This is a genomic window from Methylosinus sp. Ce-a6, assembly GCF_009811655.1.
In the GTDB taxonomy this organism is placed as follows: Bacteria; Pseudomonadota; Alphaproteobacteria; order Rhizobiales; family Beijerinckiaceae; genus Methylosinus.
This window is the reverse complement of record NZ_BGJX01000006.1, coordinates 141,115-160,156: the sequence shown is the minus strand read 5'-3', so window position 1 is coordinate 160,156 and position 19,042 is coordinate 141,115. Positions and strand designations below refer to the sequence as shown.

Genomic DNA, 19,042 nt, shown 5'->3' with positions numbered 1-19,042 from the left:
GAGCGCCTTCGGCGCTCGACCTCCCCCTCGAGAGGGATGGAATCGCCCAAGCTGCGAGGTTCATCGTTCAACCGATCGCCCTGTCCTCGCCGGCCGCCCGCGCTTGCCGGCGCTGCGGCGCGAATGATAGTCTCGGCGCGCTTGCTCCGGCCTTTTGCGTCTTTCGAGATCCGTCGCGCGCATGATCGCTTTTCCCGCCACTTCGGCCGCTTTTCCGGGCCGCGCGAATAGGCGCGCCGGCGCGGCGCTGGCGATCGTCCTGCTCGCATTCTCCCCTCTCGCCGCTGCGCAGGAGACGCGCGATCTCGGCCGCGGCGTCGGCGTGCAGGCGGTCGGCGCGCCGCCGGCCGGGGAAGAGGAGGATGTCGCCGCGCCTTCAGGCGGCGGCCTCAGCATCACGCCGCTGACTCCCAAATCCATGGCGATCACGCCGGGACAAAGCCTGCCTCCGGCAAAGCCCGTCGCTCTGCCGCCGAGGCCCAAGGAGCCGATCCGCCTCGCCGTGCGCGGCGCGCCCGCGGAGCGTGGGACGGGCGTGGGCGCACATGCGCCTTTCGTATTAGTCGGCGCGGAGACCGCGGCGGATATCATCTGGGACGCGGCGACGCGCGACGCGCTCGCCGGCGGCGACGTGCTGGCGCACAACATCGACGCCCATGAGCTCGATGTCGTCATCGACCGCGCGGCGACGGTGCGCTGGCTGAAGCTCGTCGCCGGCAAGGGGCCGCTGCCGATCCGCGTTTCGCCCGAGGGGCTGCATCGCAAGGGCGAGCGCGTCGAGATCGTCATCGGCGGCGTCGCCGGCCGCAATCTCCTGCTGTTCGATCTCACCGGCGACGGCGTGCTGCAATTGCTCTATCCGCTCGCCTCGGACCCGCGCGTCGTGCAATCGTCGGAATACCGGCTGAATTTCCTCGCGGGCGAACCCTTCGGCGCCGATCAGATCGTCGCAGTCGCCTCGACGCGCGGACTGCCGCAGCTCGAGCAGGCGCTGCGCCAGCTCGATCGGCTGCGCAATCCCGCCAAGGTCGTCGACATATTGACCCAGTTCGCCGGCGGCGACGTCCAGCTCGGCACTGTCGGCATTTTCACCATTCGTTGAGGAGGAGGCGAAAGCGATGATCGCGCGTCTTGGTCTTGCGCTTCTCTGCTTCCTGTCGAGCGGCGCTCTTTCGGCGCGCGCCGAGCCGCGGGACGCCACGCGTTCGGTGCGCGTTCTGGACGAGCCGCCGACCGAGACGCCGGCCCCGCCGACGCCGGCGCCGGCCATTCCCAAGGAGCCGGCCAAAAGCGCGTCCGGCGTGCGCGTCGATGTGCTGCCGCAGGACGAATTCGCGCTCGGCGCGCCGATGAGCTTCCGCGTGACGGCGGAGAAAGCCGGCTATGTCATATTGGTCGACGTCGACGCGCAGGGAAAGCTCTCGCAGATATTTCCCAATATGGTGACGCTCGCCGATCCCGCCGGAGTCGATGAGAAAGCCAATTTTTTGAAGGCCGGCCAGTCGATGACGCTGCCGGACGCGGGCGGCAGGTCCGCCTATCGCTTCGTCGCCTCGCCGCCGACGGGCGTCGGCATGGTGGTCGCGATATTGAGCGACGCGCCGCTGCAGATCGTCGATCTGCCGGATGTGCCGGCGGCGCTCGCCGGGCAGACCAAGGCCGCCGATTTCGTGAAGGATTCGACGCGCATGCTGCAAATTCTGCCGGCGGAGGGCGAGCCTTCGGCGCGCGCGCCGAAATGGGCGTTCGCGACGAAATTCTATGGAATCAAGTGAAGCGTCTCGTCAGCCGCCGATGAACACCGTCGGGCAGCCCATGGCGATCTTGTTCGGCGGGCCGACGGCCTCGACGATCGTGTCGCCCTGCCGGCAGGCGGGCAGGCCGTTGATGAAGACGCTGGTGGAGCCGTCCACCACCACGCCCGGCCCATGCGGCGGGATCGGCAGCGGCGTCGCGCACATATGAATATCGGCGCCGCCGGCGGCTCCGCTGATCATCGAGCCCATGCTGGCGGCCGCCGCGGCCTTGGTCGCCTCCTCGGCGGCCTTGGCGGCGGGGGCGCCCGGCGTGCCGGCGGCGGCGAGCGTCGCCGCCTCCGCGGTCTGGATCGCCGCGTCGGATATGGCTTTCGCGGATTGAATGGCCGCCGCAGCCGCGCCGCCGACGCCGCGCCAGGCCGGCAATTTGCCGATGAAGACGTTGAAGCTGCCGGGGCCGGGCGTCAGCACCGGCGGCAGCGGATGGGCCACGGGATCGCTCACGCGCGCAGCCGGCCGTCCCATATGTCCGCTCCTCCAATGATTTCGAATAAGGACTGTCAGCCTATTCGATAGCCCGTCGAGGTCAACCGCGCTGTGCGCGCGCCCATATCGCTTTCGCGCAAGAGACGATATTCTCCCCGCATTTCGGGCGTCGCGGCGGCGCGACGACGCGCAATGAAAGGCTTTCGTCGATGCGTTCATTCTTCCTGCGCAGCGTCGGATTGGCGGCGGCGGTCTTTGCGCTGGGCTCCTGCCCGGCGCGAGCGGAGGAAACGCTGCAGGAGCTCCTCCATCGCGGGCCGGAGCTCGCGAGCCTCGAGGCGGCGGGGCTCGGCGTCGAGTCGATGGAGCTCGCGCTCGGGCCACAGAATATTTCGCTCAAATATCGGATCGCCAATCCGACATCGGCGCCTGTGCGCACGACGCTGATCTTTCCGCTTCCCGAGATCGACTTTTCCGATCCCGACGCGCTCTGGTCCATTCCGGGCTCGGATCCGACGAATTACATCGGCCTCGCCGCCACGATCGATCAAAAGCCCGCTCCGCTCTCCGTCACGCAGAGCGCCGTCGTCGACGGCAAGGACGTGACCGCGGCGCTGCGGCGCGGCGGACTTCCGCTCGTTCCGGTCGGCTTCTTTCACGACAGGCTTGCCGCCCTGCCGGCGGATGCGCGGGCGAGGCTCGCAAAGGACGGAATCATCATCGAGAACGGGACCGACCAGGCGGGAAACCCGATCTATTCGCCGCGCTGGTCGGTTCGCGCCTCGGCGTCGCGCGCGCTGGAGCTCGCGCCCGGCCAGAGCGCGCTCGTGGAGTTTCGCTTCCGCTCGAGCGTCGGCGTCGCTCGCGACACCGTGCTGCGCGAGCCGCTGCGCTCGTCCAAGCAGCTCGCGCAGGAGGTGGACCGCCGCCGCGCCGATTACTGCCTCGATCGCAGCTTTCTGGCCGGCGTGGACAAGATGGTCTCCGCCGCCGCGGCGCGTCGCGCGGCGGCGCAGGAGGCGGTCGCTCCTCCCACTGACGGCGCCGCGCCGGAGCCCGTCGCGACCGACGCCGCGAGAAAACAGCCGGCGATTCGTATTTTTCCGGAGGCCAATGTCGCCGATCTCCGGGAGCGGCGCATTTCTTTCGATCTCAGCGCCGGCGCGCCCTCGACGCCGGCGCGCCAGTTCCGCCTCGTCGTGGACAAGGGAAAGCCGACGCGGCTCGTGAGCTTCTGTCTCGCCGATCTGAAGAAACTCTCGCCCACCGCCTTCGAGATGCGCGCCGCCGATTTCCGACCCTCCGGCGTCTTGCGCGTGCTTTTGCTCGGCCCCGAGGATTGAGCGGGCGGCCCGCGCTGGCCAAGGCGGCCAAAATCGTCTAATGTGGCCGACATTGAAGCGTGTGAACGCTTTCGCAAGGGTTTCCGGCATCGTAATGTCGGCGTGGTTTCGCGCGCACGTGCTGATTTATCGGATTTCGATGGTCCGGGTGGGATCGCCCGAGGCGACGACTTCAAAGACGAAAGGATGACGCCATGCGGCTTGCTGCGGCGATATTCGCGACTTGCGTTTCCTTTTCCGCCCAGGCGCTCGAATGGCCCGCCGCCACGCCCGCGGATTTGACTCGCGTCTCCGTCGCCCAGCTCGAGGTCGGCGCCTCCAAGCCCGTTCCGGTCGTCGAGGCGGCTCCGCTTCCTCCCATCGTGGACCGCTCGCTCGCCACACGGCCGGCCATTCATCAGAAGGCCCGCCACATCGCTCAGCGGCCGGGCGCGCTCGCGCTTCGATCGAGTCCGCCGCGCCGCATCGTGGCGCGCGCGCCGATCCTGCCCGCGCCGGAGGAGGCGCTGCGTCCCGCCCCGCGGCGCTGCGAAGTGATCACCTGCCCCCGCTTCGTGCTGGTGGGCGTGGGCTTCTGAGCCGAAACCTTCCTTCGACCCTCCGTGCGGCCGCGCCTCTAGAGTCTTTCCGTGTTTCATCGAAACACCGAAAGACTCTAGGCTTTCGTTTTGACGCGCTTCCAACGCCGAACGGGCGTCCACTTCGGCTGGAAACGCTCTAGAGGCGCGGCTTTTTTCGTCCGCGTTTCGAACCGGGGGCTTCCGAGCGCCTCGGAAGAGATCCTCGGCGACAGCGCCGAACGCCGAAAACATGAAAACGGCCGTACCCATTTGGACGCGGGCGAGGCGCGCTCCGCGCAGGCGCCGGAAGGGAAACGATCGGCGGCCAATCTCGGCGCGATGGCGGCGCAATGAAGGTCCTGTGACCGAACTCGCGCCGCAGGCGCAAAGGCAAGCATCGCGCGACCTTGTCGCGTCGACCACGCCGACCATGCGGCGCCGCGTTCTTCGGCGTTTTTTCCCGCGAGGCAAAAGAAGAGCGTCTTTCACGTCTTTCCCGGCGGCGGCGCACTGTTTTCGCATATTGCGAGCCGGCCCGGCGAGTTCTACCTGAACACTCGTAAGCGATGACATAAGGCGAAACGACGAAAGGCGTTTATATGGCCCATACGACAGCGGAGCTCGAGGCGATCCTCATGCAGCGGTCGCTCACCGACGCGGACCTTCTGGCGGCGACCGACAAGGCTGAGGATTTTCGCATCCTCCCGGATGCGTCAGTCATAAAGATCGGCGGTCAGAGCATCATCGACCGCGGCCGCTCGGCGGTCTATCCGCTGGTGGACGAGATCGTGAACGCGCGCAAGCAGCATCAGATGCTGATCGGCACGGGCGCGGGCACGCGCGCGCGGCATCTCTATTCCATCGCGGCGGGAGTCGGCCTGCCGGCGGGCGTGCTCTCGCAGCTCGGCGCCTCGGTCGCCGATCAGAATGCGGCGATGCTCGGGCAGCTTCTCGCCAAGCACGGAATTTCCGCCGTCGGCAACGCCGGCCTCTCGGCGGCGCCGCTCTATCTCGAGGAGGTGAACGCCGTCGTGTTCAGCGGCATGCCGCCCTATAATCTCTGGATGCGTCCGGCGGCCGAGGGCGTCATTCCGCCCTATCGCACCGACGCCGGCTGTTTCCTCGTCGCCGAGCAATTCGGCTGTAAGGCGATGATCTTCGTCAAGGACGAGCAGGGCCTTTTCACCGCCAATCCCAAGACCGACAAGAACGCGAAATTCATCCCGAAGATTTCTGTCGACGAGATGAAGGATCGCGGTCTCCAGGATTCGATTCTCGAATTCCCGCTGCTCGATCTCATGAAGGCGGCGCGTCACATCAAGGAGGTGCAGGTCGTCAATGGCCTCGTCCCCGGCAATCTGACCCGCGCTCTTTGCGGAGAGCATGTCGGCACTATCATTACCGCGAGCTGAGACCTACGACCATGACTCATGATTACAACATCAAGCATGTCGCGTCTCCGCTCGCGCGGCAGACGCTTCTCGACTCCGAGCTCACCCGCCCCGTCGCCGGCAAGCGGCCGATTCGCGTCCTGCCCTGGCTGCAGGTGGTGAAGATCGGCGGCCGCTCGATCATGGATCGCGGCGCCGAGGCGATCCTGCCGCTGGTGGAGGAGATCAGAAGGCTGATGCCCGAGCATCGCCTGCTCTTCCTCACCGGCGCCGGCGTGCGCGCGCGCCACCTCTACGGCGTCGGCCTCGATCTCGGCCTGCCGGTCGGCTCGCTCGCGCCGCTCGCCGCGAGCGAGGCCGGGCAGAACGGTCATATTCTCGCGTCGCTGCTCGCGCCGGAGGGCGTCTCCTATATCGAGCATCCCACGATCGCCAATCAGCTCGCGGTCCATCTGAGCGCGACCCGCGCCCTGGTGGGGAGCGCCTTTCCGCCCTATCACCACCATGAGCTCCCCGGCTCGCGCATTCCGCCGCATCGCGCCGACACGGGCGCCTTCCTGCTCGCCGACGCCTATGGGGCGGCCGGCCTCACCATCGTCGAGGATGTGGACGGCGTCTATAGCTGCGATCCCAACGGCTCCGACGGCGACAAGGCGCAGCTCATCCGCGAGACGAGCGCCGCCGAGCTCGCCGAGCACAAGGGAACGCTGCCTTTCGACCGCGCAATGCTCGAGGTGATGGCGACGGCGCGTCACATCGAGCATGTTCAGATCGTGAACGGCCTCGTCCCCGGCCGGCTCACCGCCGCTCTGCGCGGCGAGCATGTGGGCACGCTCATCCACACCGCCGCGCGGCGGAACAGCTGAAAAAATCAGGGCCGAGGGGCGGAACCGCGCCTCTCGGTCCGCGTCCCTCTCCCTCTCTCTCTTGGAAACGGCTCCGCGAGAGCCTTTACGAAGTGCGCCGCCGCACAGCCCCGATGGCCGCGCGCTGTCAAATTGGCGGCATCGGTCTCCCGACTTTCGTGAGTTTCAGCCGGCGGCCCGAATTGTTCAGCTCGTCATTCGAGAAGGGGGACAATATGTCGCTGAGATCTCACGTCATCGCGATTCTCGAAGGCTCCACCGTCGCGCGCATACGGTTTCGATTTCCGATCGCGGGGAGCAATGTGACGATCGCGCCGCAGACCTTTCATCGCGTCTCGCGCGCGATTCGCGCCGGCGCGGTACATGTCGCCGTCCCCACCGATCTCGCGGCCGGAGTCGCCGCGCAATATAACGACGTCGCGCGCACCCGCGCCGATGGGACGGCGGTGGCGGCAAATACGCTCGAGGTGCGCTCGACTGTGGGGCGTCTCGACGGCAGCTTCGTCGTGCATGAAAGCCTGCATTGCGCCTATGATCTGCTGCGCACGGGGATCGACGGCAATGCGGAGGAGGCCTCGGCCTATGTCTGCTCGGCGCTCTATTGCCGCATGACCGGCCTGCCCAAGCCGCGCTGGGCGGGCCCCGGCATTTACGCGCAAGCGGAGCTAGTGGCGCGGACGCTGCTGGCGCAATATCAGCGCGGCGACGTCGCGATCCCGACGGTGGGGCTCGCGGAATGGGCCGCGCTGCGACTCTCCGTGGCGCTGCATCCGGCCTATCCGGCGAGCGCGCCCGGCGGCTTTTCGGGGATGCTGCTCGGCGCGCAATATACGCATGACGGGTGAGGAGGCCTCATCCCTCGCCGTGCAAATTCCTCTCTTCCATCCGCGCGAGAAAGAAGAAGCACAGTGCGATGAAGAATGCGCCGACGAGAAAGGCGGCGCGAAAGGTCTCGCGCAACGCCTCGACATCGGCGCCGGTCGCCGCTTGCGCCACGAGCGCGCCATGGCCGGCGCCGATCACGATCGCGCCGAAGACCGCGACGATCAGCGCGGCGCCGAGCTGCCGCGAGAATTGCATCACCGCCGTCGCCGTGCCGAGATCATGCCCCGGCGCCGCGCTCTGCACGCAGACGGTCGTCACCGGCAGCATGGCTCCGACGCCGAGGCCGACGATCGCCAGCAGCGCGTCCAGCGCCGCGAGCGGCAGATCGGCGAGGAATTGCCGCGCAGCGAGCAGAGAGACGAAGGCCGCGGCGAGCGCGGCGAGCGGCGCGGCCTTGTAGTGACGCACGCGGCTGAGCAGCCTTCCGGAGATCGCGGCGCCCGTCACCGTCGCCACTGTGAGCGGGATCAGCGCGAAGCCGGACTCATCGGCCGAAAGGCGCAGCGCGCCCTCGAAATAGATCGGCATGAACATGGTCAGCGCGACGAAGGTCCCGAGGCCGAAGCCGCCGGCGAGAATGGCGTTGCGAATGACCGCGTCGGCGAGCACGGCGAGCGGAATGAGCGGCTCCTCGGCCGTCTTGTTGCGCCAGGCGAAGACCGTCCAGCCGGCGAGCGCCGCGGCGAGCAGAGCGAGAATGGGCGTCGAGCTCCAGGGATAGCGCACGCCGCCCCAGGAGAGCGCCAGCAGCGAGGCGATCGAGGCGATGACCAGCAGCGCCGCGCCGAAGAGATCGACGCGATGCGGATGGCGGCGTAGCGGCAGCCGCCCCAGCTTGAAATAGGTCATGAAGAAAGCGGCGAGGCCGAGCGGCAGATTGATCCAGAAGATCAGCGACCAATGCAGATATTCGGCGAACACGCCGCCGAGGATCGGGCCGCCGACGCTGGCGCCGGCGAAGACGATGGACAAATAGCTGAGCGCGCGGCCGCGCTCGCGCACGCTGACGAGATCAGCGATGATCGTCTGCGCCAGCGCGATGAGCCCGCCCCCGCCCATGCCCTGCACGGCGCGGGCGACGGCTAGCGCCGTGAGGCTCGGCGACAGCGCGCAGAAGATCGAGCCGAGCACGAAAGTGAATATGCCGATGAGCAGCATCACCCGCACGCCGTGAATATCGGCGAGCTTGCCATAGAGCGGCGTCACCGTGGTGGCGGCGATGAGATAGGCGGTGACGATCCAGGGCAGATGGGCGAAATCGTCCAAGTCCTGGCCGATCGTCGGCAGCGCGGTGGCGACGATCGTCTGGTCGAGCGCCGAGAGCAGCATGGCGAGGCCGAGCCCGACCATGATCGTCAGAATTTCGCCGCGGGTGAGATCCGTGCGTGAAAATCCGAAAGCGGGCTTGTTCACTTGTTCACTCTCACTCGGCTTCGTCCTCTGCTCGAATCGCCGGCCGGCAGGAAGAGCGCGCGAGTATGGCGCCGTCGCGGCCGACGACGATGATCTCGAGCCTGGTCGCCGCATTTGCGAGAACGCCGGCGGCGGCGTCCCACGCACGGCGCGCGATCGGCGAAGCAAGGTCCAGTCCGACGGCGCGCGCGCTCGCCAGCGCCTCGAGCGCGCTATTGGCGTTCCGGATCGCCTCGCAGACCGCCTCCGGCGCGCCCGCGTCGCGCGCGGTGGTCGCGAGATCGGCGAGATCGACGGAAGAGCGGCCGGAATGGAGATCGAGGCGCCCTTGCGCGAGCTTGGTCAGCTTGGCGAAGCCGCCGGCGATCGTCACGAGCGGAACCGGATGCGCGCGTAGATATTTCAGCAGCCCGCCGGCGAAATCCCCCATTTCGATCAGCGCCGCCTCCGGCAGGCCGTAGAGCTCGCGCACGGCCTCTTCCGAGGTGGATCCGGTGGTCGCGGCGATATGCGCGAGGCCGCAGGCGCGGGCGACGTCCACGCCCCGATGGATGGCGTCGATCCAGGCGGAGCAGGAATAGGGCACGACGATACCCGTCGTGCCGAGAATGGAGAGCCCGCCGATTATGCCGAGCCGTCCGTTGAGCGTCGAGCGGGCGAGCTCCTCCCCCTTGTCGACGGAAATTTCGATTGTGGCGTCCGGCGTCGCGCCGAGCTCGGCGGCGGCCTCTGCGATCGCTTGGCGCATCATGGCGCGGGGGACCGGATTTATGGCCGGCTCGCCGGGCGGCAGCGGCAGGCCGGGACGCGTCACCATGCCGACGCCGGGGCCGGCCGCGAAGGTCACCCCGGCGCCCGCCGCCGCCCGCCGCACCCGCGCGCGGATCAGCGCGCCATGGGTGACGTCCGGATCGTCGCCGGCGTCCTTCACCACGCCGGCCTCGGCATAGTCTTCCCGCCGCGTGAATTCGGCGAGGGCGAAGGCGACGCGGCGGCCGCCCGGCAGGCCGATCTCGACGGGATCGGGCGGCTCGCGGCCTGTGACGAGCGCGGAAAAAGCCGCCCGCGCCGCCGCCGTGGCGCAGGCGCCCGTGGTCCAGCCGCGGCGCAGCGGCGGTTTGTTCGGCGCATCTGTCATGGCCGACACATAAACCGCATTGTCCCCTCGCGACACTGCGCGCGAGTTGGACTAGAAGACGGCGGGCGAACCACGCCGTCGTCATCCGCGAGACAGGGGGGCCAAAATGCGCAATCTTCTCGAATTCCAGATCGTCCTCGCGCCGGCGGAGGCTGCGGGCGGCGGTTTCGCGCTCGCGAGCCCCGATATCGCCGATGGCGCGACCATCGACCGCAAATTCGTTTTCAACGACTTCGGCGGGACGGGCGACAATGTCTCGCCGGAGCTGAATTGGAGCGAGCCGCCGGCGGGCACGAAGAGCTTCGCGCTCTTTTGCCATGATCCGGACGCGCCGACCGGCGGCGCCGGCTTCTGGCATTGGCTCGTCGTCGATATTCCGCCCTCCGCGCGCTCTTTGAAGCAGGGCGCCGGAACGGCGGACGGCGCCGGCCTGCCAACGGGCGCGAAGCAGATCCGCAGCGACTATGGCTTTTCCCACTGGGGCGGACCGTGCCCGCCGGTCGGCGATCCGCCGCATCGCTATGTCTTCACCGTCTATGCGCTCGGCGTCGAGAAGGTGGAGGCGCCCGATGGCGCGACGGCCTCGCTCGTCGGCTTCATCGTCAATCAGAACGTCCTCGCCAAGGCGAGCCTCACCGGCCTCTACGGCCGCTGACTTTTGCTCGACGCTCTGGCGGATCATCTGGCGCTCGCCGCGCTCGGCCTCGCGATCGAGGCGGCGGTCGGCTATCCGCCCCCGCTCTTCGCCGCGATCGGCCATCCGGTCGCCTGGATCGGCGCGCTGATCGCGGCGCTCGACCGCCTGCTCAATCGCGACGGCGCGCCGGAGCTGCTGCGCCGTCTCGCCGGCGTCGGCGCGATCATGATCGTCGTTTCCGTGGCTTTCGGCGCGGGCCTGCTGTTGCAGCGGGTCTGCCTCGCGCTGCCTTTCGGCCTCCTGCCGCTCGCCGTGCTGACCTCGAGCCTCTATGCGCAGCGCAGCCTCTATGCGCATGTGAAGAATGTCGCGGACGAGCTCGACGGCTCTTTGGAGCGCGGCCGCGCCAGCGTCGCGCGCATCGTCGGCCGCGACGTCTCGCGGCTCGACGAGGCCGGCGTGAGCCGAGCGGCGATCGAAAGTCTCGCCGAGAATTTCTCGGATGGCGTCGTCGCCCCGGCGCTCGCGACGATCTTGTTCGGCCTGCCCGGAGCGCTCATATACAAGGCTGTAAACACGGCCGACAGCATGATAGGCCACAGGACGATGCGACACGAAGCGTTCGGCTGGGCGAGCGCCCGACTGGACGATCTCCTCAATCTCCCGGCCGCGCGCCTCTCGGCGGTCCTTCTCGCCGCGGGCGCGGCTCTGACGGGAGCCTCCTTCGCAGCCGCGATCTCGACCTGCCGCCGCGACGCGGGCGCACATGCTTCGCCCAACGCCGGCTGGCCGGAGGCGGCGATGGCCGGCGCGCTCGGCTTGAGGCTGGGCGGTCCGCGGGCCTATAGGATGCTGGAGGTGGACGGCGCCTGGCTCGGCGCGGGCCGTTGCGACGCCGCGCCGGTCGACATTCGTCGCGCTCTTAGAATTTTTTGGGCCGCGACGGCCATGTTGATCGGTCTGTTTGCGAGCGCGGCCCTGCTGCTGAATAAATAGGCATAAGAGAAAAATTTCGGCGCCTAGCGCAATTCATTGCCAGAATTCATTTCATTCCAGCTTGACTATGCTATAGTTTCTTTCTTTGTGCGCAGCAAAAGAACCCGCGACGAGCGGGCGCGGCGCATGAATGGGAGCGTGGCGAAATGGACCGGCTGTCTTACCAGTTGTACGAGATGATGCATCTGGCGTTCGCCCCGGCGAGGGCGATGTCGGACGCCACTCTCACGACATTCAAGAACCCGTTCAATCCGTTCTCGCACACCTCCGTGGGCCGCGGGGTCGCTGCGGCGGCCGAGCTCTTCGAGCGCATGACGCGTCGTTACGGCAAGCCGGCTTTCGGCTTCTCGCAGACGCAGATCGACGGCGTCGCCACGCCCATCGTCGAGGAGATCGTCGAGGACCGTCCCTTCTGCAGGCTCATGCATTTCCGGCGCCAGTTTCAGGGCGAGGCGCCGAAGCAGTCGAAGCTGCTCATCGTCGCGCCGATGTCCGGCCATTATGCGACGCTGTTGCGCGGCACGGTCGAGGCTTTCCTGCCGAGCCACGACGTCTACATCACCGATTGGAGCGACGCCCGCTCCGTGCCGATCGAGAAGGGCGTCTTCGGCCTCGACGACTACATCGACTATCTGATCGACGCGCTGCGCCTGCTCTCCAAGCGCCATGACGGGACGCCTCTGCATACGCTCGGCGTCTGTCAGGCCTCCGTGCCGCTCATCTGCGCGGTCGCGGCGCTGGATGGCGAGGGCGGCGTCGACGCGCCGGATTCGATGGTGCTGATGGGCGGACCCATCGATCCGCGCCGCAGCCCGACGGCGGTCAACCGCCTCGCGGTGGAGCGCGGCGTCGACTGGTTCCATCGCAATTGCATCCACTCCGTGCCCTTTCCCCACGCCGGGCTCGGGCGCAAGGTGTATCCGGGCTTCCTGCAGCTCTCGGGCTTCATGGCGATGAATCTCGAGCGGCATGTCGCCGCTCATCTCGAAATGTTCAACCATCTCGTCGAGGGCGACGGCGACTCGGCCGAAAAGCATCGCGATTTCTACGACGAATATCTCGCCGTGATGGACCTCGACGCGGAATTTTATCTGGAGACCGTGGAGAAGGTGTTCATCCGCCACGAGATTCCGCGCGGGCTATTGCGCCATCGCGGCGAGATCATCGATCTTTCGGCCATAAGTCGCACCGCTCTGCTGACGGTGGAGGGCGAGAAGGACGATATTTCCGGCGTCGGCCAGACCTTCGCCGCGCAGGAGCTCTGCCTGAACATCCCCGACGCCCGCAAGCAGCATTATCTGCAGGAGGGCGTCGGCCATTACGGCGTGTTCAACGGCTCGCGCTTCCGCCGCGACATCGTCCCGCGCATCTGCGACTTCTTCGCCCGAGTGGAGACCGCGTAAAGCGCGTCTCTCGCCGCTCCCCGTCTGCGAGTCCGACGGCCGCGCTCGAGGTCGGCCGGCGCGCAGGCGGCAAAAATGTCGCGTCCCCCGTCCCGGTCCTGTATAGCTGGCGCGGGCAGGGAAGCGGCCGCGCGGGAAGCAGGAGCGAGACGATCGTGGAGAATTGGACGCCGGGAAGCTGGAGAGCGAAGCCGATCGAGCAGACGCCCGTCTATCAGGACCAGGCGGCGCTCGCGGAAGTCGAGCGGCAGCTCGCCGGATTTCCGCCCCTCGTCTTCGCGGGCGAGGCGCGCAGCCTGAAGCGCGCGCTCGGCGAGGTCGCGGCCGGCCGCGCCTTTCTGTTGCAGGGCGGCGATTGCGCCGAGAGCTTCAGCGAGCATTCGGCCGATAACATTCGCGATTTCTTCCGTGTCTTCCTGCAGATGGCGGTGGTGCTCACTTACGCCGCGGCCTCGCCCGTGGTGAAGGTCGGCCGCATCGCCGGCCAATTCGCCAAGCCGCGCTCCGCGCCTTTCGAGAAGCAGGGCGACGTCGAGCTGCCGAGCTATCGCGGCGACATCGTCAACGACATTGAATTCACGGCGCAGGCGCGCACGCCCGATCCGCAGCGGCAGATGATGGCCTATCGGCAATCGGCCGCGACGCTCAATCTCATCCGCGCTTTTGCGACCGGCGGCTTCGCCAATCTCGTCAACGCCCATCGCTGGATGCTGGGCTTCGTGCGTAACAGCCCGCTCTCCGATCGCTATTCGCAGCTCGCCGACCATATCAGCGAGACGCTCGGCTTCATGCGCGCCATCGGCCTCGATCCGGAGCATCATCCGGAGCTCAGGCAGACGGATTTCTACACCTCGCACGAGGCGTTGCTGCTCGGCTATGAGCAGGCGCTGACGCGCGTCGATTCGCTTGAGGGCGGCTATTTCGCGACCTCCGGCCATTTCCTCTGGATCGGCGACCGCACGCGCCAGGAGGACGGCGCGCATATCGAATATCTCCGCGGCGTGCAGAATCCGATCGGCCTCAAATGCGGGCCGAGCCTGAAGCCGGACGCGCTGCTGCGCCTCATCGACAAGCTCGATCCGCAGAACGAGGCCGGGCGGCTGACGCTCATCTGCCGCTTCGGCGCCGACAAGGCGGCCGAGGCGCTGCCGCCGATCCTGCGCGCCGTCGCGCGCGAGGGGCGCAATGTCGTCTGGTGCTGCGATCCGATGCACGGCAACACGATCAGCGCCGGCGGCCGCAAGACTCGGCCTTTCGACCGCGTGATGGCGGAGATCCGCAATTTCTTCGACGTCCACCGCGCCGAAGGAACCTATGCCGGCGGCATTCACCTCGAGATGACCGGGCAGAACGTCACCGAATGCATCGGCGGCGCGCGCGAGCTCTCCGAGCACGAGCTGCATATGCGCTACGACACGACCTGCGATCCGCGCCTCAACGCCGAGCAGGCGATCGAGGTCGCCTTCCTGGTGGCGGAATTGCTGAAGGCCGAGCGCCTCGCGCGTCAGGACAAGGAAGCGGCGGAATAGCACGGGTGGAGGGCGCTCCCCTCACCACTCGCGAGAGGTCATTGCGAGCGCAGCGAAGCAATCCAGAGCCGTGGGGCGGCTCTGGATTGCTTCGTCGCTTACGCTCCTCGCACTGACGGCCTCCTACGCCCGCCGAAGCACTTCCCTTTCGAAGCTCTCGCGGATCGCCTCCTCCTTCAGCTTGCGGCCGATGAAGACGAGGCGCGCGCTGCGCTTCTCATCGGCGCGCCATTCGCGCTGCAGGTCGCCGTCCAGGATCATATGCACGCCCTGGAAGACGAATCGCTTCGGCTCATCCGTGAAGGCGACGATGCCCTTGCAGCGCAGAATGTCCGGACCTTCGCGCTGAACGAATTCATTCAGCCACGGCACGAAGAGATCGGGATCGAGCTCGCCCTCGTGAAGAAGCGAGACCGAGCCCATCTCCTCGTCGTGATAATGCTTCAGCCCGCCGCCATGGCCGTGGTCGTCGTGATGATGCGCGTGATCGTGATGGTCATGCTCATGGTGATGATCGTGGCCGCAGTCCGGCCCGCACTCGTGATCATGCCCGTGATGATGGTCGTGATCGTGGTGGTCATGCTCCTCGATCTCGAGGAAACGCGGCTCGATCTCGAGGATGCGATCGAGATCGAAGGCGTTGCGCTCCAGCACCGCCTCTATCGGCACCTCCGCCTTCACAGCGCGATGCAGTGTCGCATAGGGGTTGATCGCGCGAATGCGCCCCTCCACCTCGGCGAGTTCCTCGCTCGTGACCAGATCGGTCTTGTTCAGCACGATGACATCGGCGAAGGCGATCTGACTCTTCGCCTCCGGCGCGTCGGCGAGACGCTCGGCCAGGAATTTCGCGTCGGCGAGCGTGACCACCGCGTCGAGCCGAGCGGCCTCCTTCACATCGGCGTCGACGAAGAAGGTCTGCGCCACCGGCGCGGGATCGGCGACGCCCGTCGTCTCCACGATGATGGCGTCGAATTTGCCGCGACGTTTCAGCAGGCCTTCGATGATGCGGATGAGATCGCCGCGCACGGTGCAGCAGATGCAGCCGTTGTTCATCTCGAAGATTTCCTCGTCCGCGCCGACGACGAGGTCATTGTCTATGCCGATCTCACCGAATTCATTGACGATGACGGCGTAGCGCCGGCCGTGCTCTTCGGTGAGGATGCGGTTCAGCAGCGTCGTCTTGCCGGCGCCGAGATAGCCGGTCAGGACGGTGACGGGAATCTTGTCGGTCAAGGCGTAACTCCTATTGCGCGCCCTTGCGGAGCTGGTCGCGCATCTTCATGAGCTCTCGAATGTTCATCTGTCCGCCCGGCCCACCGACCGCCTTCAGCCCCGGCGCGTCCATGTCGCCCGGTTTCTGGCCCGGCTTGCAGGGGCCGAGCCATTTCGCTTCCATTATTATGTCGGAGGAGGCGCGCGCATGCAGCGGCGGGTCGAAGGCGACGTGGATCTCGGCGCGATAGGCGGAATTGAAGTCGCCGGTGAAGGTCCCTTCCGTCGTCGCCACCGTCTGCTCCATTTCGCAGACGGCGCTCATGCGATATTTGTCGCCCTCGCGCCGAAGCTCGTCTTCTCGCATTTCTGCTCCCGGTCGCCGAAGCGCTGGCGCATGATGTCGTCGGTCTTCTCGTCGACGCACATTTCCATCGCGCCGAGCGGCGAGGGAACGCCCTGCGACATGTGCTCGATCCGCCAGAGCCCGGCCTTGCGATGTGGGATATCATCCGCTGCGGCCGAGAGCACAGAGAGACAGAATACGCAAAAAGCTGCGCCGATAGAGACATGAAATCGCATGGGGCAAGGCTCCGCGGCGCGCCGTCGTCGGCGCGACTTCGGCCAGTATAGCCGAAAATCCGGCGGAAAGCCGTCGGAAGGGCGAGGGGCCTCTCACGGCGCGAGCGCGTTCGTCAGCTCCGTCACATTGTGGCGCATCAGCCGGATATAGGTCGACGCCGGCCCGTCCGGCGCGGAGAGCGCGTCCGAATAGAGCGTGCCGCCGACCTTCGCCCCCGTCTCCGCCGCTATGCGCCGCGCGAGGCGGGGATCGACGACATTCTCGAGGAAGACGGCCGCGACCTTATGCGACTTCACCGCATCGACGATGCGGGCGAGGTCGCGCGCGCTCGCCTCCGCATCGGTGGAGACGCCCTGCGGCGCGATGAAGTCGACGCCATAGCGCGCCGAAAAATAGCCGAAAGCGTCATGCGTGGAGACGATGCGGCGACGCGCGCGCGGAATCGCGCCGATCGCCGCGACGATCTCGGCGTCGAGCGCGCCGAGCGCGTGGAGATAAGCCGCGGCGTTGGCCTTATAGCGCTCGGCGCCGTCCGGATCGGCCTCGACGAGCGCGTCTCTTATGTTGGCGATATAGATTTTGACATTGGCGACGTCCTGCCAGGCGTGCGGATCGATCCCCTCGCCCTCCTTGCGGGGCGTGACGGCTCGGCTCGCGACCAGGATGCGCGCCTTGGTCTTGGAGGCGGAGACGAGTCGGTCGATCCAGCCTTCGAAACCGAGACCGTTGACGAAGACGATATTCGCCGCGGCGAGACGGCGCCCGTCTTGCGGGGTCGGCTGATAGACATGGGCGTCGCCATCCGCTCCGACGATGGTCGCGACATCGACGCGGTCGCCGCCCACGGAGCGGACGAGATCGCCGAGAATGGAGAAGCTCGCGACGACGGGGAGCCGCGGCGCCGCCGGCGCGGGCTGCGCGAAGACCGGCGGGGCGAGGAGCGTGAGCGCGGCGACGAGCAGCCCGCGCCTCGACAGAGGACGGGGCCGGGAAGGCGAGCTATCCATGCGTCACCCCTCCAAATGGCGTTCCGGCCTGCGCAGCCGAATGATACCCCCCGTCCGTCCGAAAACGAGCGAGAAAAAATAGGCGCCGCCCGCAACGAGGATGATGACCGGGCCGGCGGCGAGGCCGAAGCGGAAAGACAGGACGAGGCCGAGATAGGACGAGGCTGCGCCGATGGCCGCGGCGAGCGGCAGCGCGGCGGTGAGGTCGCGCGTCCACAGCCGCGCCGAGGCCGCCGGCAGCATGATGATTCCGACCGCCATCAGCGTGCCGAGCGCGTGGAAGCCGGCGACCAGATTGAGCACCACGAGCGCCAGAAAGGCGAAAGGGATCCACTCGCCGAGCCGGCTCGCGCGCCGCGCGAAGAGAGGATCGAGCGTGTCCAGCGCCAGCGCCCGATAGGCGAGAGCGAGCGCCGCCAGCGTGAAGCTGGCGATCGCCGCGAGGAAGATCAGCGTGGCGTCGTCGAGCGCGAGCACGGAGCCGAAGAGCACATGCAGCAGATCGACATTGGAGCCCTTGAGGGAGACGAGGGCGACGCCGAGCGCGAGCGAGACGAGATAGAAGGCGGCGAGCGAGGCGTCCTCGCGCAGCGCCGTCCAGCGCGCCGCCGCGCTCGAGGCGACGGCGACGGCGAGGCCCGCGGCGAGCCCGCCGAAGGTCATGGCCGGCAGCGAGAGGCCGCAGGCGAGATAGCCGAGCGCCGCGCCCGGCAGGACGGCGTGCGAGAGCGCGTCGCCGGCGAGCGACATGCGCCGCAGGATCAGGAAGACGCCGAGCGGACTGCCGGAGATCGCCAGCGCCAGCGCGCCGACGAGCGCGCGGCGCATGAATTCATAGTCGAGAAAGGGCGCGATGAAGACCTCATGCAGCATGAGGGGCCTCGTCGCGCTGGCACTCCTCCGCGTCGCGATCGAAAGCCTCGACCATGCGGCTCGCCTCGGCGAGGCGCGCCTCAGACAGGGCCTCGCGCGTCGCGCCCCAGAAAATGGGCTCGCGCGCCAGCAGCAGCGTCTGCGGAAAGGCGCGGCGGGCGAGATCGAGCTCATGCAGAACGGCGACGACGGTGCGGCCCTCCTCGCGCCAGCGGGCGATGATCTTTATGAGATCATCGATCGTCCTGGCGTCGATCGCGCCGAAAGGCTCGTCGAGCAGAATGACCGGGCAATCCTCGACCAGCAGCCGCGCGAACAGGGCGCGCTGCATCTGGCCGCCGGAGAGCGTGCCGATCTGGCGGGTCTCGAAGCCTTCGAGACCGACCGAAGCGATGGCCGCGGCGACGCGCGCCCGCTCGTTGCGACCGACGCGGCCGAACAGGCCGATGCGGCGCATCGCGCCCATGGCGACGAAATCCAGCACATCGATCGGAAAGGCGTGATCGATCTCGGCCGATTGCGGCAGATAGGCGATATCGCGCGGCGAGAGCGCGTTCCAGCAGATGCGGCCGCCGATCGGCGCGAGCAGGCCGGCGAGGCCTTTCAGCAAAGTGGATTTGCCGGCGCCATTGGGCCCGCAGACGGCGAGCGCCGCGCCGGGCTCGACGACGCCGGAAAGATGATGCACCGCGGGCCGGCGCTCATAGCCGAGCGTCACATTCTCGAGGCGGATCGAAGCCGAGCCCATGCGTCGCGCCTCAGTTCAGCGCCCAATAGACGGCGGCCCAGAGCAGCGCCATCACGCCCGCCGCGCCGAAAAGCCGTTCGACCGCCGACAGTCGCAGCAGCGAGAGGCGGTCGTCGAACGCCTTCCGACGAGAAGGCGCGGCGGTCACGGGCTTGTGGAAAGTCGCCGATTGCGGTCGGTTCATTTCCGAATGTTATATTATAACGGCCGCCGCG

General features: G+C 67.5%; 21 protein-coding genes. 11 read left to right on the top strand and 10 right to left on the bottom strand.

Annotated features, from left to right (window positions below; genetic code table 11):
- Nucleotides 1-181: 181 nt before the first annotated feature.
- Entirely contained in the window at nt 182-1,102 is a 921-nt protein-coding gene (locus tag Mspo_RS06320; RefSeq protein WP_159727944.1) for a hypothetical protein, read from the top strand.
- Nucleotides 1,103-1,118: 16 nt separating this feature from the next.
- Complete coding sequence (locus Mspo_RS06315) at nt 1,119-1,775, top strand: DUF4384 domain-containing protein (RefSeq protein WP_159727942.1); 657 nt, start codon at nt 1,119-1,121, stop codon at nt 1,773-1,775.
- 9 nt (nt 1,776-1,784) lie between these two features.
- Here Mspo_RS06315 and Mspo_RS06310 read toward each other — a convergent pair whose 3' ends face one another.
- Entirely contained in the window at nt 1,785-2,282 is a 498-nt protein-coding gene (locus tag Mspo_RS06310) for a PAAR domain-containing protein (RefSeq protein WP_159727940.1), read from the bottom strand.
- 170 nt (nt 2,283-2,452) lie between these two features.
- Here Mspo_RS06310 and Mspo_RS06305 point away from each other — a divergent pair, with 170 nt between their 5' ends.
- The 5 genes from Mspo_RS06305 to Mspo_RS06285 all read left to right on the top strand — a co-directional run bounded on the left by Mspo_RS06305 (nt 2,453) and on the right by Mspo_RS06285 (nt 7,248).
- Nucleotides 2,453-3,586, top strand: coding sequence for a DUF4424 family protein (locus Mspo_RS06305; RefSeq protein WP_159727939.1), 1,134 nt, complete (start codon nt 2,453-2,455; stop codon nt 3,584-3,586).
- Between the two features lie 194 nt (nt 3,587-3,780).
- Nucleotides 3,781-4,164: a hypothetical protein gene (locus tag Mspo_RS06300; RefSeq protein WP_159727937.1), complete on the top strand. Its 384-nt coding sequence runs from the start codon at nt 3,781-3,783 to the stop codon at nt 4,162-4,164.
- Between the two features lie 581 nt (nt 4,165-4,745).
- Entirely contained in the window at nt 4,746-5,558 is an 813-nt protein-coding gene (locus Mspo_RS06295; RefSeq protein WP_159727935.1) for a uridine kinase, read from the top strand.
- A gap of 11 nt (nt 5,559-5,569) precedes the next feature.
- The gene (locus Mspo_RS06290) at nt 5,570-6,403 is read left to right on the top strand and encodes a molybdenum storage protein subunit alpha (RefSeq protein WP_159727933.1); all 834 of its coding nucleotides are present in this window, start codon (nt 5,570-5,572) and stop codon (nt 6,401-6,403) included.
- Nucleotides 6,404-6,618: 215 nt separating this feature from the next.
- The gene (locus tag Mspo_RS06285) at nt 6,619-7,248 is read left to right on the top strand and encodes a hypothetical protein (protein WP_159727931.1); all 630 of its coding nucleotides are present in this window, start codon (nt 6,619-6,621) and stop codon (nt 7,246-7,248) included.
- 7 nt (nt 7,249-7,255) lie between these two features.
- Here Mspo_RS06285 and Mspo_RS06280 read toward each other — a convergent pair whose 3' ends face one another.
- Together Mspo_RS06280 and Mspo_RS06275 are read right to left on the bottom strand one after the other, a co-directional pair.
- Nucleotides 7,256-8,701 carry an MDR family MFS transporter gene (locus Mspo_RS06280; protein WP_159727929.1) on the bottom strand — a complete coding sequence of 482 codons (1,446 nt, stop codon included), beginning with the start codon at nt 8,699-8,701 and terminating at the stop codon, nt 7,256-7,258.
- A gap of 10 nt (nt 8,702-8,711) precedes the next feature.
- On the bottom strand, nt 8,712-9,839 hold the full coding sequence (locus tag Mspo_RS06275; RefSeq protein WP_159727995.1) for a cobalt-precorrin-5B (C(1))-methyltransferase: 1,128 nt from the start codon (nt 9,837-9,839) through the stop codon (nt 8,712-8,714).
- 106 nt (nt 9,840-9,945) lie between these two features.
- Between Mspo_RS06275 and Mspo_RS06270 the strand changes: the two genes are divergently transcribed.
- The 4 genes from Mspo_RS06270 (at nt 9,946) to Mspo_RS06255 (ending at nt 14,404) form a co-directional block, all read left to right on the top strand.
- Nucleotides 9,946-10,494 (top strand): YbhB/YbcL family Raf kinase inhibitor-like protein, encoded by a 549-nt coding sequence (locus tag Mspo_RS06270; protein ID WP_159727927.1) that lies wholly within the window; start codon nt 9,946-9,948, stop codon nt 10,492-10,494.
- Between the two features lie 3 nt (nt 10,495-10,497).
- Nucleotides 10,498-11,472: an adenosylcobinamide-phosphate synthase CbiB gene (gene cbiB / locus Mspo_RS06265; RefSeq protein ID WP_159727925.1), complete on the top strand. Its 975-nt coding sequence runs from the start codon at nt 10,498-10,500 to the stop codon at nt 11,470-11,472.
- 146 nt (nt 11,473-11,618) lie between these two features.
- Entirely contained in the window at nt 11,619-12,875 is a 1,257-nt protein-coding gene (locus Mspo_RS06260) for a polyhydroxyalkanoate depolymerase (RefSeq protein ID WP_159727923.1), read from the top strand.
- 152 nt (nt 12,876-13,027) lie between these two features.
- Complete coding sequence (locus Mspo_RS06255; protein ID WP_201281641.1) at nt 13,028-14,404, top strand: class II 3-deoxy-7-phosphoheptulonate synthase; 1,377 nt, start codon at nt 13,028-13,030, stop codon at nt 14,402-14,404.
- Between the two features lie 123 nt (nt 14,405-14,527).
- Here Mspo_RS06255 and Mspo_RS06250 read toward each other — a convergent pair whose 3' ends face one another.
- From Mspo_RS06250 to Mspo_RS06225, 7 genes are all read right to left on the bottom strand, one after another.
- Complete coding sequence (locus Mspo_RS06250) at nt 14,528-15,637, bottom strand: GTP-binding protein (RefSeq protein WP_159727919.1); 1,110 nt, start codon at nt 15,635-15,637, stop codon at nt 14,528-14,530.
- Nucleotides 15,638-15,647: 10 nt separating this feature from the next.
- Nucleotides 15,648-15,941 (bottom strand): hypothetical protein, encoded by a 294-nt coding sequence (locus Mspo_RS19855; RefSeq protein WP_244613193.1) that lies wholly within the window; start codon nt 15,939-15,941, stop codon nt 15,648-15,650.
- The gene (locus Mspo_RS19850) at nt 15,938-16,084 is read right to left on the bottom strand and encodes a hypothetical protein (protein ID WP_244613191.1); all 147 of its coding nucleotides are present in this window, start codon (nt 16,082-16,084) and stop codon (nt 15,938-15,940) included. Before Mspo_RS19850 ends, Mspo_RS19855 begins: the two co-directional genes overlap by 4 nt.
- 207 nt (nt 16,085-16,291) lie before the next feature.
- Nucleotides 16,292-17,206, bottom strand: coding sequence for a metal ABC transporter substrate-binding protein (locus tag Mspo_RS06240; protein ID WP_159727917.1), 915 nt, complete (start codon nt 17,204-17,206; stop codon nt 16,292-16,294).
- A 3-nt stretch (nt 17,207-17,209) separates the two neighbouring features.
- Nucleotides 17,210-18,079 (bottom strand): metal ABC transporter permease, encoded by an 870-nt coding sequence (locus Mspo_RS06235; protein ID WP_159727915.1) that lies wholly within the window; start codon nt 18,077-18,079, stop codon nt 17,210-17,212.
- Nucleotides 18,069-18,827 (bottom strand): metal ABC transporter ATP-binding protein, encoded by a 759-nt coding sequence (locus Mspo_RS06230; RefSeq protein WP_159727913.1) that lies wholly within the window; start codon nt 18,825-18,827, stop codon nt 18,069-18,071. Before Mspo_RS06230 ends, Mspo_RS06235 begins: the two co-directional genes overlap by 11 nt.
- Nucleotides 18,828-18,837: 10 nt before the next feature.
- A complete protein-coding gene (locus Mspo_RS06225) occupies nt 18,838-19,011 on the bottom strand; it encodes a hypothetical protein (RefSeq protein WP_159727911.1) in 174 nt (57 codons plus the stop codon).
- Nucleotides 19,012-19,042 lie beyond the last annotated feature (31 nt).